The organism is Streptomyces coelicoflavus, assembly GCF_003112555.1.
Classification (GTDB): Bacteria; Actinomycetota; Actinomycetes; order Streptomycetales; family Streptomycetaceae; genus Streptomyces; species Streptomyces coelicoflavus.
The window spans coordinates 273,810-294,766 of sequence record NZ_BEWB01000012.1 but is presented as its reverse complement, the minus strand read 5'-3'; the positions used below and the strand labels follow the sequence as shown (position 1 = coordinate 294,766).

The 20,957-nt window shown below is 70.4% G+C and carries 21 protein-coding genes; 7 read left to right on the top strand and 14 right to left on the bottom strand.

The window, feature by feature from the left end; translation table 11 throughout:
* Positions 1–288 precede the first annotated feature (288 nt).
* Complete coding sequence (nucS, locus tag Sco07f_RS28860) at positions 289–960, top strand: endonuclease NucS (protein WP_007387684.1); 672 nt, start codon at positions 289–291, stop codon at positions 958–960.
* 85 nt (positions 961–1,045) lie between these two features.
* Here the strand turns inward: nucS and Sco07f_RS28855 are convergent, their stop codons facing one another.
* From Sco07f_RS28855 to Sco07f_RS28840, 4 genes are all read right to left on the bottom strand, one after another.
* Positions 1,046–3,691: an ATP-binding protein gene (locus Sco07f_RS28855; RefSeq protein WP_108989594.1), complete on the bottom strand. Its 2,646-nt coding sequence runs from the start codon at positions 3,689–3,691 to the stop codon at positions 1,046–1,048.
* Positions 3,692–3,925: 234 nt separating this feature from the next.
* Positions 3,926–4,249 carry an STAS domain-containing protein gene (locus tag Sco07f_RS28850; protein ID WP_003973611.1) on the bottom strand — a complete coding sequence of 108 codons (324 nt, stop codon included), beginning with the start codon at positions 4,247–4,249 and terminating at the stop codon, positions 3,926–3,928.
* A 182-nt stretch (positions 4,250–4,431) separates the two neighbouring features.
* Entirely contained in the window at positions 4,432–5,280 is an 849-nt protein-coding gene (locus tag Sco07f_RS28845) for a 3-hydroxyacyl-CoA dehydrogenase family protein (RefSeq protein ID WP_007387645.1), read from the bottom strand.
* Positions 5,281–5,416: 136 nt separating this feature from the next.
* The gene (locus tag Sco07f_RS28840) at positions 5,417–6,058 is read right to left on the bottom strand and encodes a TetR/AcrR family transcriptional regulator (protein WP_087789518.1); all 642 of its coding nucleotides are present in this window, start codon (positions 6,056–6,058) and stop codon (positions 5,417–5,419) included.
* Between the two features lie 93 nt (positions 6,059–6,151).
* Here Sco07f_RS28840 and Sco07f_RS28835 point away from each other — a divergent pair, with 93 nt between their 5' ends.
* From Sco07f_RS28835 to Sco07f_RS28825, 3 genes are read left to right on the top strand one after another with little or no spacing between them, the layout of a single operon-like run.
* Positions 6,152–6,934 carry an ABC transporter ATP-binding protein gene (locus tag Sco07f_RS28835; RefSeq protein WP_108989593.1) on the top strand — a complete coding sequence of 261 codons (783 nt, stop codon included), beginning with the start codon at positions 6,152–6,154 and terminating at the stop codon, positions 6,932–6,934.
* Between the two features lie 17 nt (positions 6,935–6,951).
* On the top strand, positions 6,952–7,701 hold the full coding sequence (locus Sco07f_RS28830; protein WP_108989592.1) for an ABC transporter permease: 750 nt from the start codon (positions 6,952–6,954) through the stop codon (positions 7,699–7,701).
* Between the two features lie 13 nt (positions 7,702–7,714).
* A complete protein-coding gene (locus Sco07f_RS28825; protein WP_007387687.1) occupies positions 7,715–8,287 on the top strand; it encodes a cob(I)yrinic acid a,c-diamide adenosyltransferase in 573 nt (190 codons plus the stop codon).
* Here Sco07f_RS28825 and Sco07f_RS28820 read toward each other — a convergent pair.
* A complete protein-coding gene (locus Sco07f_RS28820; protein WP_087789521.1) occupies positions 8,284–8,964 on the bottom strand; it encodes a hypothetical protein in 681 nt (226 codons plus the stop codon). The two genes, Sco07f_RS28825 and Sco07f_RS28820, sit on opposite strands and share 4 nt — an antisense overlap.
* A 152-nt stretch (positions 8,965–9,116) precedes the next feature.
* On the opposite strand from Sco07f_RS28820, the gene Sco07f_RS28815 reads away from it, so the two are divergent.
* The 3 genes from Sco07f_RS28815 (at position 9,117) to Sco07f_RS28805 (ending at position 12,931) form a co-directional block, all read left to right on the top strand.
* Entirely contained in the window at positions 9,117–10,313 is a 1,197-nt protein-coding gene (locus Sco07f_RS28815) for a sensor histidine kinase (protein WP_108989591.1), read from the top strand.
* On the top strand, positions 10,310–10,951 hold the full coding sequence (locus Sco07f_RS28810) for a response regulator (protein ID WP_108989590.1): 642 nt from the start codon (positions 10,310–10,312) through the stop codon (positions 10,949–10,951). The genes Sco07f_RS28815 and Sco07f_RS28810 overlap by 4 nt, the downstream gene beginning before the upstream one ends.
* A gap of 147 nt (positions 10,952–11,098) precedes the next feature.
* On the top strand, positions 11,099–12,931 hold the full coding sequence (locus tag Sco07f_RS28805) for a glycoside hydrolase family 18 chitinase (RefSeq protein ID WP_108989589.1): 1,833 nt from the start codon (positions 11,099–11,101) through the stop codon (positions 12,929–12,931).
* 18 nt (positions 12,932–12,949) lie between these two features.
* On the opposite strand, the gene Sco07f_RS28800 is transcribed toward Sco07f_RS28805, so the two are convergent.
* From Sco07f_RS28800 to atpB, 9 genes are all read right to left on the bottom strand, one after another.
* On the bottom strand, positions 12,950–13,396 hold the full coding sequence (locus tag Sco07f_RS28800) for a DUF2550 domain-containing protein (protein ID WP_108989588.1): 447 nt from the start codon (positions 13,394–13,396) through the stop codon (positions 12,950–12,952).
* A gap of 142 nt (positions 13,397–13,538) precedes the next feature.
* The gene (locus Sco07f_RS28795; protein WP_007387650.1) at positions 13,539–13,913 is read right to left on the bottom strand and encodes a F0F1 ATP synthase subunit epsilon; all 375 of its coding nucleotides are present in this window, start codon (positions 13,911–13,913) and stop codon (positions 13,539–13,541) included.
* 131 nt (positions 13,914–14,044) lie between these two features.
* Positions 14,045–15,481 (bottom strand): F0F1 ATP synthase subunit beta, encoded by a 1,437-nt coding sequence (gene atpD, locus Sco07f_RS28790; protein ID WP_007387651.1) that lies wholly within the window; start codon positions 15,479–15,481, stop codon positions 14,045–14,047.
* Entirely contained in the window at positions 15,481–16,398 is a 918-nt protein-coding gene (locus Sco07f_RS28785; RefSeq protein ID WP_054098999.1) for a F0F1 ATP synthase subunit gamma, read from the bottom strand. The genes atpD and Sco07f_RS28785 overlap by 1 nt, the downstream gene beginning before the upstream one ends.
* Positions 16,399–16,419: 21 nt before the next feature.
* Positions 16,420–18,009, bottom strand: coding sequence for a F0F1 ATP synthase subunit alpha (atpA, locus tag Sco07f_RS28780; protein ID WP_007387653.1), 1,590 nt, complete (start codon positions 18,007–18,009; stop codon positions 16,420–16,422).
* Positions 18,010–18,185: 176 nt separating this feature from the next.
* Positions 18,186–19,001, bottom strand: coding sequence for a F0F1 ATP synthase subunit delta (locus tag Sco07f_RS28775; RefSeq protein ID WP_042821731.1), 816 nt, complete (start codon positions 18,999–19,001; stop codon positions 18,186–18,188).
* Between the two features lie 5 nt (positions 19,002–19,006).
* Positions 19,007–19,567, bottom strand: coding sequence for a F0F1 ATP synthase subunit B (locus Sco07f_RS28770; protein WP_007387655.1), 561 nt, complete (start codon positions 19,565–19,567; stop codon positions 19,007–19,009).
* Positions 19,568–19,609: 42 nt separating this feature from the next.
* Positions 19,610–19,834, bottom strand: a complete 225-nt coding sequence (gene atpE / locus Sco07f_RS28765; protein WP_007387656.1) for an ATP synthase F0 subunit C — start codon at positions 19,832–19,834, stop codon at positions 19,610–19,612.
* 75 nt (positions 19,835–19,909) lie between these two features.
* Positions 19,910–20,749 (bottom strand): F0F1 ATP synthase subunit A, encoded by an 840-nt coding sequence (gene atpB / locus Sco07f_RS28760; protein WP_087789525.1) that lies wholly within the window; start codon positions 20,747–20,749, stop codon positions 19,910–19,912.
* Positions 20,750–20,957: the final 208 nt, after the last annotated feature.

The following is a 20,957-nucleotide window of genomic DNA, read 5'->3' as shown; positions in this document are numbered from 1 at the left end:
GTTCTCCTCTCGCACCCCCGACTGGCGGGGGTTGCCGGACAGTTAGGGGAGTGCGCGATTCCGAACACGCTGCGTACACAGGTCGCGACCTCCCGTTCAATACCGTAAGCAACCGATCGGGACCGCACCAGGAGAATGCCCAGATGGGCACCATCCCGTAGGCCCACAATCGGCCAGTGCGCACAACGGGGCCAATGGGAGAAGTGGGACAGCGCGCGGTGGTGCCGCGGGGTGCCCGGGCACGGGCGAATCGCGTCGGGCCGGGCGCGTCGAGTAGCGTTGCCGACCATGCGTCTCGTCATTGCCCGCTGCTCCGTCGACTACGCCGGACGGCTCACCGCCCACCTGCCCTCGGCCCCCCGGCTGATCCTGGTCAAGGCGGACGGCAGCGTCTCGATCCATGCCGACGACCGGGCCTACAAGCCCCTCAACTGGATGTCGCCTCCGTGCGCCCTCAAGGAGGGCACGGGCGAGGAGGAAGGCGTCTGGACCGTCGTCAACAAAGCGGGCGAGAAGCTCATCATCACGATGGAGGAGATTCTCCACGACTCCTCGCACGAACTGGGCGTCGATCCGGGCCTGATCAAGGACGGCGTGGAAGCGCACCTCCAGGAGCTGCTCGCCGACCGCATCGACACCCTGGGCGAGGGCTACACCCTCATCCGACGCGAGTACATGACCGCCATCGGCCCCGTCGACATCCTGTGCCGGGACGCCCAGGGCGGGACCGTCGCGGTCGAGATCAAGCGACGCGGCGAGATCGACGGCGTGGAGCAGCTCACGCGCTACCTCGAGCTGCTGAACCGCGATCCGCATCTCGCCCCGGTGCGCGGCGTCTTCGCCGCCCAGGAGATCAAGCCGCAGGCCCGCGTGCTGGCCACGGACCGCGGCATCGGCTGCCAGGTGCTGGACTACGACGCGCTGCGGGGCATCGAGGACGACAAGCTGCGGCTGTTCTGAGGGGGCGTCACCCACGACGTGGGGAGGGCCGGGTCCGACGAGCGGACCCGGCCCTCCTTCGTGCGTCGTTGCCCGACCGGCGGGGTCAGATGATCTGACCGGTCTCCCCGTCGTCCGAGCCGGTCGACGTGTCCGTACCGGTGTCGGCGCCGCTCTGCGAGGCGGTGGGAGTGTTCGCCGGGGAACCGGCGGCGGTGGGCGTGGTGGTGTCGCTGGCGCTGTTGGACACGGGCGGGGTGGTGGTCGGCGAATCGGGATCACTCGGAGAGGTGCCGGGGTCCGTGGGCTCCTCGGTGCCGGGATCGGTCTCCGTGTCGGAGTCGCTCGGCTCCGGCGAGGTCGACGGGTCGGACGGCTCGGTCGAGGTGGGCGGGCCGGACGAAGTGGACGGGTCGTCCGGCGTGTCCGAGTCGTCCGGGTCGCCGGAGCCCGGGTCACCGGGCTGCTCGGACTCGCTCGGCCCCTGCGAGGGCTCCCCCGACTCCGTGGGCGTCGGGTCGTCCGTCGTGCCGGCGGTGCCGTCCGGGCCCGAGTCGGTCGGGCCGCCGGGCGTCTGCTGTTCCTCGGCGTCGTCCGAGGGCCGGTCCGCGCCCAGGCTGCCGTCGTCGATGCCCTGGCTGGCCGACGGGGTGCCGCCGACCTCGTTGGAGGGATCGCCCGCGTCGTTCTCGGAGGTGGCCCCGAGGGTCACCACCGTGCCCAGCACGGCGACGAGCAGCGCGCCCGCTCCGGCGGCCACCAGATTGCGCCGGGCGAAGCCCTTGATGCCGCCGACGACCGTGCGGGGCGGCTCCTCGTCGGGCTCGCGGCGGGTGACGAGGGTCGGGGACTGCGGGGGCGGCTGGAGCGGCGGGAAGGGCGCGGGGACGCCCGCGGACGGCGCCACCGACTCCTCGTGGCGGGCGTCGGGCACCTCCTCCCCCACGGTCGGGCCGAGCCCGGCGCCGGCGACACCGAACCCGGCGACGGCACCCGCGCCGCCGAAGGCGCCCGCACCGCCGCTGCCCAGCCCCGGGGTGTCCCCGGTGCGGTCGGCGACCAGCGCGAGGGCGCGGCGGCCCGCCACGGCGCCGCGCTTGTCGGAGAGCGCGCCGCGCAGCCCGATGGAGGCCTCCAGCTCGGCGCGCGCCCGGTCCAGCCGGTCCTCGCACAGCGCGAGGACGCCGAGTTCGTGGTGGAAGTAGGCCTGTTCCGCGACGTCGCCGGCGAGCCGGGCGGCCTCGGTGCCGGAGCGCAGCGCCCGCTGCCAGGCGCTCCAGTGGAGTCCGGCGGCGAACGCGGGCGCCGCGGTGCGGGCCAGCTGGACGGCCGGGCTCTCCTCGTCCTCGGCGGCCGGGGTCGTCGCCGGCACCAGGACGGCGAGGGCGGCCAGGACGGCGTCGGCCTCCGCGCAGACCCGCTCCGGGGTGACCGAGGGGTGCCCGGCCCACCAGGCGTAGTGCTGGGCGGCGGACCGTGCCCGCTCCCGCACGGCGTCGGTGTACCCGGCGCTCTCCAGCTGGGTGAGCACCCCGGCGGCAAGCCGGTAGCGGGAGCCGACCGGGGAGACCAGCCCGCAGTCGGTCAGCTCGCCGAGGGCGGCGTCCGCGTGGGTGTCGCCGACCAGGGCGGGCAGGTGGGCCTGGTGCGGCACCTCGCCGCCGAGCGCGACGGCGAACTCCAGGGTGGCGCGGGCGGAGGCGCTGAGCCGGGAGGCGAGCAGCGGTGCGGGTGCGGCGGCCTCGCCGAGCGACGGCAGCGGTACGTCGTCGGCCTCGGTGGCGTCGTAGGGGGTGTCGTCGTCCGGGCGTGCGTCGGCGAAGACGCCGAACTCGTCGACGGCGTCGGCACCGGCCCGCTCCCGGTCCCGGCGGCGCAGCAGGGCACCGGCCTGGACGAAGCGCAGGGGCAGGCCCTCGGACTCGAACCAGAGGTCGCCGGCCCAGTTGGCCTCCTCCTCGGTGAGGGCACGCCCGGCGGCGCGTTCCAGCAGCTCCACGCCGTCCGAGCGCTCCAGGCCGGTGAGGAAGACCTCTTCGACGGCCGAGTCGGCGGAGGGGGCGGGCACGTCCGGGGTGGTGCCGAGGAGGAAGGCGCACTCGGGGGTGGCGTCGAGGAGTTCGTCGAGGGCGGTGCCGCCGAACTCGACGTCGTCCAGGATCACGACCGCGCCCACTTCGCGGAGGTGGGCGAGGAGTTCGGTCCGGCCCGGGCGGTGCAGGGGCGCGCGGTGGACGGCGTGGAAGAGGTCGTGGAGGAGGTCGTCGGCGGTGCGGTGGTGGCCGCTGAGCCGGACGACGCCGTCGGGCGCGAGGCCCGCGCAGTCCTCGGCGACGACGTCGAGGAGGCTGGTGCGGCCGGAGCCGGCGGGGCCGGTGAGGCGGACGGAGCGGCCGCGGGCGAGCAGTCGCACCAGGCGTTCGCGTTCGTCCTCGCGGGCCAGCAGGCCGAGGACGGTGCGGACCGGTCCCGGCGGGACGGGCGGCAGCGCGGCACGCTCCGCCTCGGCGCGCTCGGCCGCGGTGAGCTTCTCGGGCCGGGCGGGCCGCTCCGTGGGCGGGCAGACCTCGATCTCGCTGCCGTCGACGGGGTTGACGGTGAGCAGGAAGTCGCCGGACACCAGCTGCGCCGTGCGCACGAGCGCGGGCTGTCCGAAGTCGGAGGTGATGGGGTCCCTGTGCGGGCGCGGGCGCGGCGCCTGGTGGTCGCCGTCCTGGCCGTACTCCTCAGGGCCCCGGTTGTTCGGGTCCATTGGTTCAAGCCCCCCAAAAGCGTCGTGTGCAGGGCCCCGGCAAGGGACCACCCTCCCGGCCTTGCCGCACACCGCGCTGTCGCTTCTGGTCCGGGCCCGCCGGCGGGTTTGCAAAGGCAGCGGGCAGCCAGACCCTAAACCTTCGCCCAGTATCTCCGACAGTCCGGGGTGCCGGACGGCCCGAGAGGTCACGGTCTCGTGAGGATTGCGTGTGTCGGAGGTGTGAACCCTCACTCACACGCGGGGCAGGGTCTCCACACCGATACCGCCCTCGATGGCCAGGATGCGGTGCAGCCGGGTGGCCACCAGCAGGCGCTGCATCTGCGGCGGCACGCCGCGCAGCACCAGGCGCCGGCCGCAGCGGCCGGCCCGCCGGTGGGCTCCCATGATCACGCCGAGTCCGGTGGCGTCCCAGGAGTCCAGCTCTGACAGGTCGAGCACCAGGTCGCCGACTCCGTCGTCGACGGCCGAGTGCAGGACCGTACGGGCGTCCGCCGCGCTGCGGACGTCGAGGCGGCCCCCGACGACCAGCTCGACGTGGTCGCCCCTGATGTGCATATGCGCTCCCCGGCGTGCGTCTTCTCTTCGTCGTCCGTGCTTGTCGTCCGTGCGTGGTGATCTCTCGGCGATATCAGGTGTTGCACCCTCTGACTGGCCGAAACGACCGGAGGTTGCCGCCTGTAAGCGAACCGATACCGAATTCACCCCGGCGTGTGATGTCTGCCGGGGCCGATGTGACCTCAGTGCTTGTAGAAGCCCTGCCCGCTCTTGCGGCCGATGTCACCGGCGTCCACCATCCGGCGCATCAGCTCCGGCGGGGCGAACTTCTCGTCCTGGGACTCGGTGTAGATGTTGCCCGTGGCGTGCAGCAGGATGTCGACGCCCGTCAGGTCGGCCGTGGCCAGCGGTCCCATCGCGTGGCCGAAGCCCAGCTTGCAGGCGAGGTCGATGTCCTCGGCGGTGGCGACGCCCGACTCGTACAGCTTCGCGGCCTCGACGACGAGGGCGGAGATGAGGCGGGTGGTCACGAAGCCCGCGACGTCGCGGTTGACGACGATGCAGGTCTTGCCGGTGGACTCGGCGAACTCCCGTGCGGTGGCGAGCGTTTCGTCACTGGTCTTGTAGCCGCGCACCAGCTCGCACAGCTGCATCATCGGGACCGGCGAGAAGAAGTGGGTGCCGACGACCCGCTCCGGGCGCTCCGTCACGGCCGCGATCTTGGTGATCGGGATCGCGGAGGTGTTGGACGCGAGGATCGCCCCGTCCTTCACCAGCTTGTCCAGGGTACGGAAGATCTCGTGCTTGACTTCCAGCTTCTCGAAGACGGCCTCGACGACGACGTCCGCGTCGGCGGCGGCGTCCAGGTCGGTGGTCGCGGTCAGGCGCCCGAGCGCCGCCTCGGCGTCCTCCGCGGTGAGCTTCCCCTTGGCGACGAACTTGTCGTACGACGCCTTGATGCCGTCGGTGCCGCGCCGCAGCGCCTCGTCGGTGACGTCGCGCAGGACGACGTCCCAGCCCGCCTGGGCGGAGACCTGGGCGATGCCCGATCCCATGAGACCGGCTCCGATGACGGCGAGCTTCCGTGCCACTGTGCGACTCCCCTGATACGCGCTGATTCTCGTCTCTCGGCCGGAGATTAGCGGGCGGGAGGCGCTGTGTGACCGGTTAGTAACGCGCGTCACGTCTCAAATGACGGACGTCACACCGAGGGGTGGTATTCGGGTGTCACTCGGGGCCTCGTACGGCGTAGTTGAGCACCTTGTCGCTCAACAGGTCCTCCATCTCGTCCAGCAGCACGAGGATGTCGCGGGACACTTCGGCGGGTTTCCCGCCGGCCATCAGGCGGCGGCCGATGGTCGCCATCACCGTGCCGTGCAGCCAGCTGATCTGGCCGGCCATCAGCGAGGGGACGGGGTCGTCGTCCGGGGCGCCGGTCTCCTCGCGCAGGGTGTGCTCGAGGTTGTCCTGCACCTCCTGGCCGATCGCCCAGAGCCGGGAACGCAGCGCGGGCGAGGAGTGGATGACCCCCATGAAGCGCGCGTATCCGTCCATGAGGCCGATCCGGGGCGACACCGACTCGACCTCCTCGCGCAGCTCCCTCAGCACGGCGCCCGCCGCGGACTCCCCGCCGCGCCGCCCGCGCACCCAGCGCGACAACCGGTCGACGACCCCTTTGGAGCGGTCGAGGAACAGGTCCTCCTTGGCCGGGAAGTAGTTGTAGACCGTGTTGACGGAGACGTTCGCGGCGTCCGCGACCTCCGCCACGGTCACGGCCTCGAAGCCGCGTTCCAGGAACAGCCCCGTGGCGACATCCGAGATGTACTGCCGGGTCTGCCGCTTCTTCCGTTCCCTGAGTCCCTCGGCCATGCACGCATCCTAGCCGCGCCGACGCCACCGACTGGTGCCACTGAAAACTTGGGGACATTGCAAAATTGCAGTGACTCTGTTTTTCTGTGGCGCATGGCAATCATCAGTACGGCCGGACTGGCCCGGACCTTCGCGACCAAGCGCGGCCCGGTCGAGGCGGTGCGCGGCATCGACCTCACCGTCCGCGAGGGCGAGATCCTGGGCTTCCTGGGCCCCAACGGCGCCGGCAAGACCACCACCCTGCGGATGCTGACGACCCTGCTCGCCCCCACCGGCGGCGCGGCCACCGTCGCCGGGCACGACCTGGCGACGGACCCGGCCGGGGTGCGCGCGGCGTGCGGGTACGTGGCGCAGTCGGGCGGGGTGGACCCGCAGATCACGGTCCGGGAGGAGCTGGTCACTCAGGGCCGCCTGTACCGGCTGAACAGGGCACGGGCCGCCGAGCGCGCCGGGGAACTGGCCCGCGACCTGGACCTGAGCGAGCTGCTCGACCGCAAGTGCGGCGCCCTCTCCGGCGGGCAGCGGCGGCGGCTGGACATCGCGATGGCCCTCACGCACCGCCCGAAGGTGCTCTTCCTGGACGAGCCGACGACCGGCCTGGACCCGGGCAGCCGCGCCGACCTGTGGGCCCTGGTCCGCGGGCTGCGCGACGAGCACGGCACCACGGTCTTCCTGACCACCCACTACCTCGACGAGGCCGACGCCCTCTCCGACCGCCTGGTGGTCGTGGACGGCGGCGTGGTCGTCGCCGAGGGCACTCCCGCCGCCCTGAAGCGGGAGTACGGCGGCTCGCCCGACGCCTCCCTCCAGGACACCTTCCTGGCCGTCACCGGCCGCAGCACGGCTCCGGCCGACGCCACCCCCGTAGCCGTCTGACCCTTCGAGGACTTCCGATGCTGCTCCACGACACCGGCCTCATCTACGGCCGCTATCTGCGCCAGTCCCTGCGCTCCCGCTTCGCGCTGCTGTTCGGCGTGCTGATGCCCCTGCTGTACCTGCTCTTCTTCGGCCCGCTGCTGACCGACCTGCCACTCGGCGGGCAGGGCAGCTCCTGGCAGGTGCTGGTCCCCGGCCTGCTGCTCCAACTCGGCCTGTTCGGCGCCTCCTTCGCCGGCTTCTCGATCATCATCGAGAACGGCCAGGGAGTGGTCGAGCGGATGCGGGTCACGCCCGTCAGCCGCCTGGCGCTGCTCCTCGGGCGGGTCCTGCGGGACGCCACCGTCTTCGCCTTCCAGGCGGTGCTGCTGGTCCTGGCGGCGCTGGTGATGGGCCTGCGCGCGCCGCTGCCCGGCGTGCTGATCGGCTTCGCGTTCGTCGCGCTGCTCACGGCGTCGCTGGCCTCGCTGTCGTATGCGCTGGCGATGAAGGTCCGCACCCCGCAGGAGTTCGGGCCCACCGTCAACGCCCTCACCATGCCGTCGATGCTGCTGTCCGGCCTGATGCTGCCGATGACGCTGGGGCCGGCGTGGCTGGACGTGCTCTCGCACCTGATGCCGTTCCGCTATCTGGTGGACGCGGTGCGGGACGCCTACGTCGGCTCCTACGCGACGGCGCACATGCTGTACGGCGTGCTCGTCGCCCTGGCCTTCACCGCACTGGCCGTGACGGTGGGCACACGCGTCTTCCGGACCGCCGGGGCGTAACTACGCTGGCCCCATGGTCAACCTGACGCGCATCTACACCCGCACCGGCGACAAGGGCACCACCGCCCTCGGCGACATGAGCCGGGTCCCCAAGACCGACCTCAGGATCTCCGCGTATGCGGACGCCAACGAGGCGAACGCGGTGATCGGCAGCGCCATCGCCCTGGGCGGCCTGTCCGAGGAGGTCGTGAAGGTCCTCGTCCGCGTCCAGAACGACCTGTTCGACGTGGGCGCGGACCTGTCCACGCCGGTGGTGGAGAACCCCGAGTACCCGCCGCTGCGGGTCGAGCAGTTCTACGTCGACAAGCTGGAGGCGGACTGCGACCGCTACCTGGCCGAGGTGGAGAAGCTCCGCTCCTTCATCCTGCCCGGCGGCACCCCCGGCGCGGCCCTGCTGCACCAGGCGTGCACCGTGGTCCGCCGGGCCGAGCGCTCCACCTGGGCGGCGCTGGAGGCCCACGGCGACACGATGAACCCGCTCACCGCGACCTACCTCAACCGCCTCTCCGACCTGCTCTTCATCCTGGCCCGGGTGGCCAACAAGGAGGTCGGGGACGTGCTGTGGGTGCCGGGCGGGGAACGCTAGGCGCTCCGCTGGTGGTGCCGGGGACCGGTGCCGTCTTTCGTCTGCTGCTCCGTCGTGGCTGGTCGCGCAGTTCCCCGCGCCCCTTCAGGGGCTTTCCCAGCCGGCGCCTGACTGGAGCCGCCTGCCCCTGGCACCGTCATGCCGGCCGGGCCCCTCTTCGGCCAGACCAGGTAGGTGAGGGCGATCAGGCCGTGGATGCCGACGACCTTCAGCACCGCGCCCTGGGTCGCCTCCAGGGCGGAGGTGTCCCCGTCGTCACCGACGTACCAGATGGCTACCAGGAGCAGCGTCGAGGCGACGGCGCCACCCACCAGCGTCCGCAGCCACATCCGGCCCTCGTGGGCGGCCCGGGGCAGCCCGTGACGCGGCGGCTTCCGCGGGGGCGGGCCGCCGGCCAGGCGGTGGGCGGCGTGGCCGTCGAGCCAGCGGATCGTGTAGTGGCCGTAGGCGACGGTGTAGCCGATGTACAGCGCGGCCAGGCCGTGCTCCCAGCCGGGCTCGGCGCCGTTCTTCAGGTCGTACGCCGTCACGGCGAACAGGACCAGTTCCAGGACGGGCTCGCACAGCAGCAGGACCACACTCGTGCGCCGCCACTTCAGCAGGTAGCGGGCGCCCAGGCCGAGGGCCAGCAGGACCCAGAAGCCGACCTCGCAGGCGATGATCAACGCGACGACCACGACGCACTCCCTTCGTTCACCCTTCCAGGCTCCCGTCGGAATCCGCCGGGTTCGTCGTCGGCGGTGACGAACCTCCGGTACATCGAAAGATGCAGTGCGGGACCCTTCCCCGGGATCAGGCGGGCGGGGCGCGGGGCGTGTTGGATGGTGGCATGGCCGCACGACTCCCCCGCCCGCCCCGCTTCGACCTGTGGGCCGCGCTCGCCGGACTCGTCGGCGGACTGCTGCTGTGGGGATCCGGGCTGGGCCTCCGGAAGGCGGGTGATCCCCAGGTCCTCTTCGACGGCGGCGGACCGCTCCTCGTGCCGCTCGCCCTGATGTCCGGCTGCGAACTGCTGCGCCGCACCGCACCGCGCACCGCCCTGCTGACCGGCACGCTCGCGCTGGCCGCGGACCTCACGACCCAGGGCAGCATCGCCACGATCGTGATGTACACCGACCTGATGTACGCCGCAGTCCTCTACGGACCGCCCACCACGGCACGCCGTCTGCCGTGGATCACCGGGATGCTGTCGATCGCGGCGACGCTGGTGCCCTTCGCCGTGCTGCGGGTGCCGGAGGCGCTGCTGATCGGGGTCGTCACGGGCGCCGTGACGTTCACGCCCGCCTCCACCGGCCTCATCGTGCGCAACCACCGCGAGGCCGCCGACGCCGCCCTGCTGCGGGCCGAACAGACCGCGCTGCTCGCGGAGATGGACCGGACGCAGGCGGTGACCGCCGAGCGCGCCCGGATGGCCCGCGAGCTGCACGACATGGTCGCCAACCACCTCTCCGCGATCGCCATCCACTCCACGGCCGCGCTCTCCCTCGACGACGCGGCGACCACCCGGCAGGCGCTCGGCGTGATCCGGGAGAACAGCGTGGCGGGACTGGCCGAGATGCGACGCCTGATCGGCATCCTGCGGGACGACGGCGGGGACACGGAACCGGCCGCCGCGCCCACCCTCGACGGGCTCAACGCACTGATCGACGCCGCCCGCTCCAACGGCCTCGACGTCACCCTGGACGCGGACGCCGGCGAGAACCTCCCCGCCCCGGTCGAGCTGGCCGCGTACCGGATCGTGCAGGAGTCGCTCACCAACGCGCTGAAGCACGGCTCCAAGGGCGCCGTCCGGGTCCGCCTCGACCGGCACGACGGCGCCCTGCGCATCCGGGTGACCAGCCCGTACGGCGACCGGGACACCCCGCTCGCCCCGGGCTCCGGTGCCGGTCTGGTCGGGATGCGGGAGCGGGCCGCGCTGCTGCACGGCACCTTCGAGGCGGGGCCGGTGGCGGGCCCCGGTGCGGCGGGCGACAAGATCTGGGCCGTACGGGCCACCCTGCCCCTGACCGAAGGAGACCTCGCATGATCCGCGTCCTCGTCGCCGAGGACCAGTCCGCCGTCCGCGCGGGGCTGGTGCTGATCCTGGGCAGCGCTCCGGACATCGAGGTGGCCGGGGAGGCCGCGGACGGCGAGCAGGCGGTGGCGCTGGCCCGCGAACTGCGTCCCGACCTGGTGCTGATGGACGTACAGATGCCGCGTCTGGACGGGGTGTCGGCGACCCGGATCGTGGTCGGGGAGGGTCTCGCCGACGTGCTGGTGCTGACCACCTTCGACCTGGACGAGTACGTCTTCGGCGCGCTGCGGGCGGGGGCGTCCGGGTTCCTGCTGAAGAACACCGACGCCAAGGACCTGATCGCGGCCGTGCGCACGGTGGCGGGCGGCGAGGGCATCGTGGCGCCGGCCGTCACCCGGCGGCTGATCGCCGAGTTCGCCGCGACGCCGGTGCGGGAGCCCACCGCCGATCCCGCGGTGCTGCGGGAGCTGACGCGGCGGGAGCGCGAGGTGCTGTCCTGTCTCGGCGAGGGGCTGTCCAACGCCGCGATCGCCGAGCGGCTGGAGATGGCCGAGGCCACGGTGAAGACGCACGTCAGCCGGATGCTGGGGAAGCTGGGGCTGCGCAGCCGGGTGCAAGCGGCGGTGCTGGCGCAGGAGTTGGGGATCTAGTTTTCCCTGTCAGTCACAGGTTCAACCACTGGCCGCCACATTGGTCCAGACCTATTGACCTGTGGTCCAGACCTTTCTATTCTCGCCGCACTGCGGGCATGAGGCTCAGTCATGCCCTCGACAACATCCCCATAAAAGGAGGCGCACATGCGCTTCAGACACAAAGCCGCGGCACTCGCAGCGACCCTGGCGCTTCCCCTCGCCGGCCTGGTCGGCCTCGCGAGCCCGGCCCAGGCGGCCACCAGCGCGACGGCCACCTTCCAGAAGACCTCGGACTGGGGCACGGGCTTCGGCGGCAAGTGGACGGTGAAGAACACCGGCACCACCTCCCTCAGCTCCTGGACCGTCGAGTGGGACTTCCCCTCCGGCACCAAGGTCACCTCCGCCTGGGACGCCACCGTCACCAACTCCGCCGACCACTGGACCGCCAAGAACGTCGGCTGGAACGGGACGCTCGCCCCCGGCGCCTCGGTCTCCTTCGGCTTCAACGGCAGCGGCCCGGGCTCCCCGTCCGGCTGCAAGATCAACGGCGGCAGCTGCGACGGCTCCTCGGTCCCCGGTGACGAGGCCCCCTCCGCGCCCGGCACGCCCACCGCCTCGAACATCACCGACACCTCGGTGAAACTGTCCTGGTCTGCGGCCACCGACGACAAGGGCGTCAAGAACTACGACGTCCTACGCGACGGCGCGACGGTCGCCACCGTCACCGGCACCACCTACACGGACAACGGCCTTACCAAGGGCACCGACTACTCCTACAGCGTCAAGGCCCGCGACACCGGCGACCAGACCGGTCCGGCCAGCGGCTCCGTGAAGGTCACGACCACCGGCGGGGACGGCGGCGAGCCGAACCCGAACCCGGGTGCCGAGGTCAAGATGGGCTACTTCACCAACTGGGGCGTCTACGGGCGCAACTACCACGTGAAGAACCTGGTCACCTCCGGCTCCGCCGAGAAGATCACGCACATCAACTACGCCTTCGGCAACGTCCAGGGCGGCAAGTGCACCATCGGCGACGCCTACGCCGACTACGACAAGGCGTACACCGCCGACCAGTCCGTCGACGGCGTCGCGGACACCTGGGACCAGCCGCTGCGCGGCAACTTCAACCAGCTGCGCAAGCTGAAGGCGGAGTACCCGCACATCAAGATCCTCTACTCCTTCGGCGGCTGGACCTGGTCCGGCGGCTTCCCCGACGCCGTGAAGAACCCGGCCGCGTTCGCGCAGTCCTGCCACGACCTGGTCGAGGACCCGCGCTGGGCCGACGTCTTCGACGGCATCGACCTGGACTGGGAGTACCCCAACGCCTGCGGTCTCAGCTGTGACGAGACCAGCGCCCCCAACGCCTTCAGCAGCATGATGAAGGCCATGCGCGCCGAGTTCGGCCAGGACTACCTGATCACCGCGGCCGTCACCGCCGACGGCTCGGACGGCGGCAAGATCGACGCCGCCGACTACGGCGAGGCCTCGAAGTACATCGACTGGTACAACGTGATGACGTACGACTTCTTCGGCGCCTGGGCGAAGAACGGCCCGACCGCCCCGCACTCGCCGCTCAACGCGTACGACGGCATCCCGCAGCAGGGCTTCACCACCGCCGACGCGATGGCGAAGTTCAAGTCCAAGGGCGTCCCGGCCGACAAGCTCCTGATCGGCATCGGCTTCTACGGCCGCGGCTGGACCGGCGTCACGCAGTCCGCGCCCGGCGGCACCGCCACCGGCCCGGCGGCCGGCACCTACGAGGCCGGCATCGAGGACTACAAGGTCCTCAAGAACAGCTGCCCGGCCACCGGCACCGTCGCGGGCACCGCGTACGCCCACTGCGGCACCAACTGGTGGTCCTACGACACCCCGGCCACCATCAAGTCGAAGATGGACTGGGCCGAGCAGCAGGGTCTCGGCGGCGCCTTCTTCTGGGAGTTCAGCGGCGACACCACGAACGGCGAACTGGTGAGCGCCATCGACAGCGGCCTGAAGTAGACCGCGTAGAAAAGCTCTCTAAGCGACGTTGACGCGCTGACCGGGCGGGGCTGCTTCCAGCCACGCGAGAAATCCGGTCAGCGCGTCTTCGCTCATCGCCAGTTCGAGCCGTGTGCCCCGGTGCAGACAGGCCAGGACCACGGCGTCGGAGAGCAAAGCGAGTTCCTCCTCGCCGTCCGGCACCCGGCGGCCGGCCACCTCGATCGCGGAGCGTTCGAGCACGCGGCGCGGGCGGGGGGAGTACGAGAACACGCGGTACCACTCGACCCGGTCACCGTTGTAGCGGGCCACCCCGTACGCCCAGCCCTTGCCGCCGGTGTCACCCTCCTTGGGGGCGTCCCACCGCAGCGAGCAGTCGAAGGTGCCGCCCGAGCGCTGGATCAGCCGGCGCCGCAGACCGAAGACGAAGAGCCCGATCACCACCAGGGCGACCACGATTCCGCACACAGTCAGAGTGAGGGCCATCGACACCGACCTCCTCGTCTCCTAGGTAACGGAACGGAAAAAACACCCGGATCTGCCTCAGCCGCGGCCGGGTCCGGATGACTCCGGTCCCAGCCGCGGCTGAGTGACGTCATGGCACGACGCTATCGCACAGTGCTGTGGATCAGCGTCCCGCCGCAGCGCGCAGGCGGACGTCCGCGCGACGCTCGGCGTGGGCGTCGCCCTCCGTCTTCGCGCGCTCGAGCTCCCGCTCGGCGCGGTGGACGTCGATCTCGTCCGCCAGCTCGGCGGTCTCGGCCAGCAGCGACAGCTTGTTGTCGGCGAACGAGATGAAACCGCCGTGCACCGCGGCGACGACCGTCCCGCCGTCACTCGTACGGATGGTCACCGGGCCCGACTCCAGCACACCGAGCAGCGGCTGGTGACCGGGCATGACGCCGATGTCGCCGGACGTGGTGCGCGCGACGACCAGGGTGGCCTCGCCGGACCAGACCTCTCGGTCGGCCGCGACCAGCGCGACGTGCAGCTCAGCAGCCAAGGTGGCTCCTCGGGTCACCACCCGGCGGGAGAGCCGGGTGTTGGTTACAAGTCTAAAGGGCGTGCCGGAGGGGACGGGACGCGCCCGTCCCCTCCGGATGGTGAACCGTGCGGCTCACCGTGAGCCGAGGCTCAGGAGACGCCCAGCTCCTTGGCGTTGTTCTTCAGGTCCTCGATGCCACCGCACATGAAGAACGCCTGCTCCGGGAAGTGGTCGTACTCGCCGTCGCAGATCGCGTTGAAGGCCGCGATCGACTCGTCCAGCGGGACGTCCGACCCGTCGACGCCGGTGAACTGCTTGGCGACGTGGGTGTTCTGGGACAGGAAGCGCTCCACGCGACGGGCGCGGTGGACGACGAGCTTGTCCTCTTCGCCCAGCTCGTCGATACCGAGGATCGCGATGATGTCCTGCAGGTCCTTGTACTTCTGCAGGATGTTCTTCACGCGCATCGCGGCCTGGTAGTGGTCCGCCGCGATGTACCGCGGGTCGAGGATGCGGGACGTCGAGTCCAGCGGGTCCACGGCCGGGTAGATGCCCTTCTCGGAGATCGGACGGGAGAGCACCGTCGTCGCGTCGAGGTGGGCGAAGGTGGTGGCCGGGGCCGGGTCGGTCAGGTCGTCCGCGGGGACGTAGATCGCCTGCATCGAGGTGATCGAGTGACCACGGGTCGAGGTGATGCGCTCCTGGAGGAGACCCATCTCGTCGGCCAGGTTCGGCTGGTAGCCCACCGCGGAGGGCATGCGGCCGAGCAGGGTCGACACCTCGGAACCCGCCTGGGTGAAGCGGAAGATGTTGTCGATGAAGAACAGCACGTCCTGCTTCTGGACGTCACGGAAGTACTCGGCCATGGTCAGGCCGGCCAGCGCGACGCGCAGACGGGTGCCCGGCGGCTCGTCCATCTGACCGAAGACCAGCGCGGTCTTGTCGATGACGCCCGACTCGCTCATCTCGTCGATGAGGTCGTTGCCCTCACGGGTGCGCTCACCGACACCGGCGAACACGGAGACACCGTCGTGGTTGTTGGCGACGCGGTAGATCATCTCCTGGATGAGCACCGTCTTGCCGACGCCGGCACCGCCGAACAGACCGATCTTGCCGCCCTTGACGTACGGGGTCAGCAGGTCGATGACCTTGACGCCGGTCTCGAACATCTCGGTCTTCGACTCGAGCTCGTCGAAGTTCGGGGCCTTGCGGTGGATCGGCCAGCGCTCGCCGTCGTACTGCTCGTCGACGTTGAGGACCTCGCCGAGGGTGTTGAACACCTTGCCCTTGGTGAAGTCACCGACGGGGACGGAGATGGCCGCGCCCGTGTCGGTCACCTGGGCCTGGCGGACCAGGCCGTCGGTGGGCTGCATGGAGATGGTGCGGACCAGGCCGTCACCGAGGTGCTGGGCGACCTCGAGGGTCAGCGTCTTGAGCTCACCCTCCTTGGCCGGGTCGGCCACCTCGACGTGCAGCGCGTTGTAGATGTCCGGCATCGCGTCGACGGGGAACTCCACGTCGACGACCGGGCCGATGACCCGGGCGACGCGGCCCGTGGCCGTCGCGGTCTCAACAGTGGTGGTCATTAGTTGTCACTCCCCGCGTTCGCGTCGGCCAGGGCACTGGCGCCACCGACGATCTCGCTGATTTCCTGGGTGATTTCGGCCTGGCGGGCCGCGTTGGCAAGACGGGAGAGCGTGTTGATCAGCTCGCCCGCGTTGTCGGTGGCCGACTTCATCGCGCGCCGGGTGGCGGCGTGCTTGGAGGCAGCCGACTGCAGCAGCGCGTTGTAGATGCGGCTTTCGACGTAGCGCGGCAGCAGGGCGTCGAGGACGTCCTCCGCCGACGGCTCGAAGTCGTACAGCGGAAGGATCTCGTCCTTCGTGCCCGACTCTTCCGCCACCTCGTCGAGGCTCAGCGGCAGCAGCCGCGAGTCGACCGCCGTCTGCGTCATCATCGAGACGAACTCGGTGTAGACGATGTGGAGCTCGTCCACGCCGCCCTCGGCCGTGTCCTTCTCGATGGCCTCGATCAGCGGCGCCGCGACCTTCTTGGCGTCCGCGTACGCCGGCTCGTCGGTGAAGCCCGAGAACGACTCCGCGACCTTGCGCTCGCGGAAGTTGTAGTGGGCCAGACCGCGCCGGCCGACGATGTACGTGTCGACCTGCCGGCCCTCGCGCTCGAGGCGCTCGGTCAGCTGCTCCGCCGCCTTGATGGCGTTGGAGTTGAAGGCGCCGGCCAGACCGCGGTCGCTCGTGCAGAGCAGGACCGCGGCACGGGTCGGGTTCTCCGCCTCCGTGGTGAGCGGGTGCTTCGTGTTCGACCCGTTACCGACCGCCGTGACCGCGCGGGTGAGCTCCCGCGCGTACGGCGTGGAGGCCGCCACCTTGCGCTGCGCCTTGACGACGCGCGAGGCGGCGATCATCTCCATCGCCTTGGTGATCTTCTTGGTCGCGGTGACGGATCGGATGCGACGCTTGTAGACCCGGAGCTGGGCTCCCATGAGTCAGGTCCCTTCCTTACGTCACTTGGCGGCGGACGGGGCGTCCTCGCCGAGCAGCTTGCCGTCCGAGGTCTCGAACTGCTTCTTGAACGCGGCGACGGCGTCGTCGATGGCCTGGATGGTGTCGTTCGACATCTTGGCGCCCTCCTTGATGGAGGTCATCAGGCCCTGCTCCTGGCGGTGCAGGTACTCGAGCAGCTCCTTCTCGAAGCGGCTGATGTCGGCGACCGGCACCTCGTCCATCTTGCCGTTGGTACCGGCCCAGACGGAGACGACCTGGTCCTCGGTGGCCATCGGCTGGTACTGGTTCTGCTTCAGCAGCTCGACCATGCGCTGACCGCGCTCCAGCTGCGCCTTCGACGCGGCGTCCAGGTCGGAACCGAAGGCGGCGAACGCCTCCAGCTCACGGAACTGGGCGAGGTCCACGCGCAGTCGGCCGGAGACCTGGCGCATCGCCTTGTGCTGGGCGGAGCCACCGACGCGGGAGACCGAGATACCGACGTTCAGGGCCGGACGCTGGCCGGCGTTGAACAGGTCGGACTCCAGGAAGCACTGGCCGTCGGTGATGGAGATGACGTTGGTCGGGATGAACGCCGACACGTCGTTGGCCTTGGTCTCGACGATCGGCAGACCGGTCATCGAGCCGGCGCCCTCGGCGTCGGAGAGCTTCGCGCAGCGCTCCAGCAGACGGGAGTGCAGGTAGAAGACGTCACCCGGGTAGGCCTCGCGGCCCGGCGGGCGGCGCAGCAGCAGCGACACGGCGCGGTAGGCGTCGGCCTGCTTCGACAGGTCGTCGAAGATGATCAGGACGTGCTTGCCCTCGTACATCCACTGCTGGCCGATGGCCGAGCCGGTGTACGGCGCCAGGTACTTGTAGCCGGCCGGGTCGGACGCCGGGGCGGCCACGATGGTCGTGTACTCCAGCGCGCCGTTCTCCTCCAGCGCACCGCGCACGGACGCGATGGTGGAGCCCTTCTGGCCGATGGCGACGTAGATGCAGCGGACCTGCTTGTTCGGGTCGCCGGTGCGCCAGTTGTCGCGCTGGTTGATGATCGTGTCGACGGCCAGGGCGGTCTTGCCGGTCTGGCGGTCGCCGATGATCAGCTGACGCTGACCGCGGCCGATCGGGGTCATGGCGTCGACGGCCTTGTAGCCGGTCTCCATCGGCTCGTGCACCGACTTGCGCTGCATGACCGTGGGGGCCTGCAGCTCCAGGGCGCGGCGACCGCTGGTCTCGATCTCGCCGAGGCCGTCGATCGGGTTGCCGAGGGGGTCGACGACGCGGCCGAGGTAGCCCTCGCCGACGGCCACGGAGAGGACCTCACCGGTACGCGAGACCGGCTGTCCCTCCTCGATGCCGCTGAACTCACCGAGGACGACGCAACCGATCTCGCGCTCCTCGAGGTTGAGGGCGAGGCCGAGGGTGCCGTCCTCGAACTTCAGCAGTTCGTTGGCCATGGCCGAGGGCAGGCCCTCGACCTTCGCGATGCCGTCGCCGGCAAGGGTGACCGTACCGACCTCCTCGCGCGAGGCCGCGTCCGGCTTGTACGACTGGACGAAGTTCTCCAGTGCGTCCCGGATCTCCTCCGGCCGGATCGTGAGCTCCGCCATCTGAGTTCCCTGCTCTCCTTGTTGGGCCCGAAGTTTCACTTGGGGGGTATTCCACGAGTCGGGACTCCCCCCAATGAGAGGTGAATCCTCTGCACGGCCCAACCAGGGCCGTCGTAAGTACGTACTGCTACTGCTGTTGTTGCTGTGCTGTTGTCGCGACCGCCGTCGCGGGAGCGTCAGCTCGCCAGACGGCGGCCGGCGTCCTCCAGGCGGTCCGCGATGGAGCCGTTGATGACCTCGTCACCGACCTGCACCCGGATCCCGCCGAGGACCTCGGGGTCCACGTCGAGGTTGAGGTGCATCGGACGGCCGTAGACCTTCGCGAGGGCCGCGCCGAGGCGCTGCTTCTGCGTGTCGCTCAGCGGCACCGCCGAGGTGACCACGGCGACCATCCGGTCGCGCCGGTCGGCGGCGAGCTTGGACAGGGACTCGAGTCCCGACTCCAGGCTACGTCCCCGCGGCGCGGTGACAAGGCGCGTCACCAGACGCTCGGTGGTCCGCTCCGCCCGGCCGCCGAGCAGGCCGCTCAGCAGCTCGCCCTTGGCCGCGGTGCCGGCCGACCGGCTGGTGAGCGCGGCGCGCAGCTCGGTGCTGGAGGAGACGATCCGGCCGAACCGGAACAGCTCGTCCTCCACGTTGTCGAGCCGGCCCCGCTTCTGCGCGGCGGTGAGGTCGGCGGTGTTCGCCAGCTCCTCCAGCGCGTCCACCAGGTCGCGGGACTGCGACCAGCGGGAGCGCACCATGCCGGCCACCACGTCGACGGCGGTGCCGCTGACCTGGTTGCCGAGGAGGCGCTGGGCGAGCTCGGCCTTGGCCTCGCCGGACTGCGCCGGGTCGGTGAGGACCCGACGCAGCGACACCTCGCGGTGGAGCAGCGCGGTGACGGCGGCCAGCTCGTCGGCGAGCGAGCCGGCGTCCACGGACGTGGAGTCCGTCAGCGCGTCGAGACGCTCACGTGCGGCGGCAAGAGCCTCGCGGCTCGCTCCGTGCATCCCACTCATCGGGTTGCCTCTGCCGTCGTCGCCTTGTCGTCCAGCTCGTCCAGGAAGCGGTCGATCACACGGCTCTGGCGAGCGTGGTCCTCGAGGGACTCCCCGACCAGCTTGCCGGCCAGCTGAGTGGCCAGCTGTCCGACGTCCTGGCGCAGCGCGGACGCGGCGGCCTTGCGGTCGGCCTGGATCTGGGCGTGACCGGCGGCGATGATCTCCTCACGCTGCCGCTGGCCTTCCGCGCGCATCTCGGCGATGAGCGTGGCGCCCTGCTCCTGCGCCTCCTGACGCAGGCGCGCGGCCTCGTGCCGGGCCTCGGCGAGCTGCGCCTTGTACTGCTCGAGGACGCTCTGGGCCTCGGTCTGCGCGGCCTCGGCCTTCTCGATACCGCCCTCGATGGCCTCGCGGCGCTCTTCCAGAACCTTGTTGATGTTCGGGAGGAGCTTCTTGGCGAGGAAGCCGAAGACGATGACGAAGGCGATCAGGCCGATGACGAGCTCCGGCCACGGCGGGATGAGGGGGTTCTCCTTCTCACCCTCAGCCGCCAGGAAAACCAGGGCGGAAGTCACATCAATGCCTTTCGTCGAAAGGGTCGGTCGTCGGTCTTCGTCTTAGTAGACGAAGGGCATGACGAGACCGATGAGGGCGAGCGCCTCACAGAAGGCGAAGCCGAGGATCTGGTTGGCGCGGATCAGGCCGGCCGCCTCGGGCTGGCGGGCGAGGGCCTGGGTGCCGTTACCGAAGATGATGCCGACGCCGACGCCGGGGCCAATGGCGGCCAGGCCGTACCCGACGGAGCTGAGCGAACCATCAACGGCAGCAAGGGTCTGGGACATGCCGGTTCTTCCTTTTCTTTACGGACCGGTGGGGGTTGGCCACCGGACGGCTGGGGGGTGAGGCCGGGCGGGGACTCAGTGGTTCTCGGCGAGCGCGCCCTGGATGTAGGTGCAGGTCAGCAGAACGAACACGTACGCCTGCACGGCCTGGATGAAGAGCTCGAAGGCCGTCATGATGATCGTCATCACGAACGAGACGCCCGCGTAGGCGAAGCCGATGCCGTTCAGCAGGTACCAGCTGGCGATCGTGAAGAGCAGCAGCAGCGTGTGGCCGGCGAACATGTTGGCGAAGAGCCGGACGGCGTGCGTGAAGGGGCGGACCAGCAGGTTCGAGAAGAACTCGATGGTCATCGACAGCGGCAGGACCGCGCCGAGGGACTTGTCGTAGCCGGTGACGTTCTTGAAGAAGCCGACGAAGCCGTGGCGCTTGAAGGTGAGCGAGACCCACAGGACGTAGACGATGAGGGCCAGGACCATCGGGTAGGCGATGATCGAGGTGACCGGGAACTGGGCGACCGGGATGATCGACCAGAGGTTCATCATCCAGACGAAGAAGAAGAGCGTCACGACGAGCGGGACGTACTTCTCGCCTTCCTTCTTGCCGATCGTCTCGTAGACCACGCCACGGCGGATGAAGTCGTAGCCGGACTCGGCGACCATCTGGAGCTTGCCCGGGACGACCTTCGGCTTGTTGAAGGCGGCCCAGAAGAAGCCCACGATGATGAACGAGCCGAGCAGAGCCAGCAGCATCGGCTTGTTGAAGTACAGGCCGTTGCCGTCTGCGTTGCCCCAGAGCGGCTCGAAGAGGAACGAGTGCAGGCCGGGAGCCGGGAAGCCACACCCGTCGAAAATGTGGCAGTCGGTCTCGAAGGCGAGCACCTGCGTCGGGTCAGCACTCACCGCGGGCTCCTTCATCGTGGCGCATGGGTACGGCAACCTCGTTGTGTCGGCGCGGCGCGGGGCCGCAGTTCGGCACGGGACTGGTGTTACGGATGTGGGGGCGGCTGTGGGGCATCTTGCCTCGCGCTCGTGCAGGCGTCAGCTCGGATGCCCGCGCCCGCGATGCCGCAGTTGGCACCGGACGATAGCAGGACTTCACATGCCTCTTTATCCCGGCCCTACC

Bases quoted from the DNA above. Each gene is read 5' to 3' on its own strand.
- nucS (WP_007387684.1), top strand. From the start codon at position 289: ATGCGTCTCGTCATTGCCCGCTGCTCCGTCGACTACGCCGGACGGCTC.
- Sco07f_RS28855 (WP_108989594.1), bottom strand. From the start codon at position 3,691: ATGGACCCGAACAACCGGGGCCCTGAGGAGTACGGCCAGGACGGCGAC.
- Sco07f_RS28850 (WP_003973611.1), bottom strand. From the start codon at position 4,249: ATGCACATCAGGGGCGACCACGTCGAGCTGGTCGTCGGGGGCCGCCTC.
- Sco07f_RS28840 (WP_087789518.1), bottom strand. From the start codon at position 6,058: ATGGCCGAGGGACTCAGGGAACGGAAGAAGCGGCAGACCCGGCAGTAC.
- Sco07f_RS28835 (WP_108989593.1), top strand. From the start codon at position 6,152: ATGGCAATCATCAGTACGGCCGGACTGGCCCGGACCTTCGCGACCAAG.
- Sco07f_RS28830 (WP_108989592.1), top strand. From the start codon at position 6,952: ATGCTGCTCCACGACACCGGCCTCATCTACGGCCGCTATCTGCGCCAG.
- Sco07f_RS28825 (WP_007387687.1), top strand. From the start codon at position 7,715: ATGGTCAACCTGACGCGCATCTACACCCGCACCGGCGACAAGGGCACC.
- Sco07f_RS28815 (WP_108989591.1), top strand. From the start codon at position 9,117: ATGGCCGCACGACTCCCCCGCCCGCCCCGCTTCGACCTGTGGGCCGCG.
- Sco07f_RS28810 (WP_108989590.1), top strand. From the start codon at position 10,310: ATGATCCGCGTCCTCGTCGCCGAGGACCAGTCCGCCGTCCGCGCGGGG.
- Sco07f_RS28805 (WP_108989589.1), top strand. From the start codon at position 11,099: ATGCGCTTCAGACACAAAGCCGCGGCACTCGCAGCGACCCTGGCGCTT.
- Sco07f_RS28800 (WP_108989588.1), bottom strand. From the start codon at position 13,396: ATGGCCCTCACTCTGACTGTGTGCGGAATCGTGGTCGCCCTGGTGGTG.
- atpD (WP_007387651.1), bottom strand. From the start codon at position 15,481: ATGACCACCACTGTTGAGACCGCGACGGCCACGGGCCGCGTCGCCCGG.
- Sco07f_RS28785 (WP_054098999.1), bottom strand. From the start codon at position 16,398: ATGGGAGCCCAGCTCCGGGTCTACAAGCGTCGCATCCGATCCGTCACC.
- atpA (WP_007387653.1), bottom strand. From the start codon at position 18,009: ATGGCGGAGCTCACGATCCGGCCGGAGGAGATCCGGGACGCACTGGAG.
- Sco07f_RS28775 (WP_042821731.1), bottom strand. From the start codon at position 19,001: ATGCACGGAGCGAGCCGCGAGGCTCTTGCCGCCGCACGTGAGCGTCTC.
- atpE (WP_007387656.1), bottom strand. From the start codon at position 19,834: ATGTCCCAGACCCTTGCTGCCGTTGATGGTTCGCTCAGCTCCGTCGGG.
- atpB (WP_087789525.1), bottom strand. From the start codon at position 20,749: ATGAAGGAGCCCGCGGTGAGTGCTGACCCGACGCAGGTGCTCGCCTTC.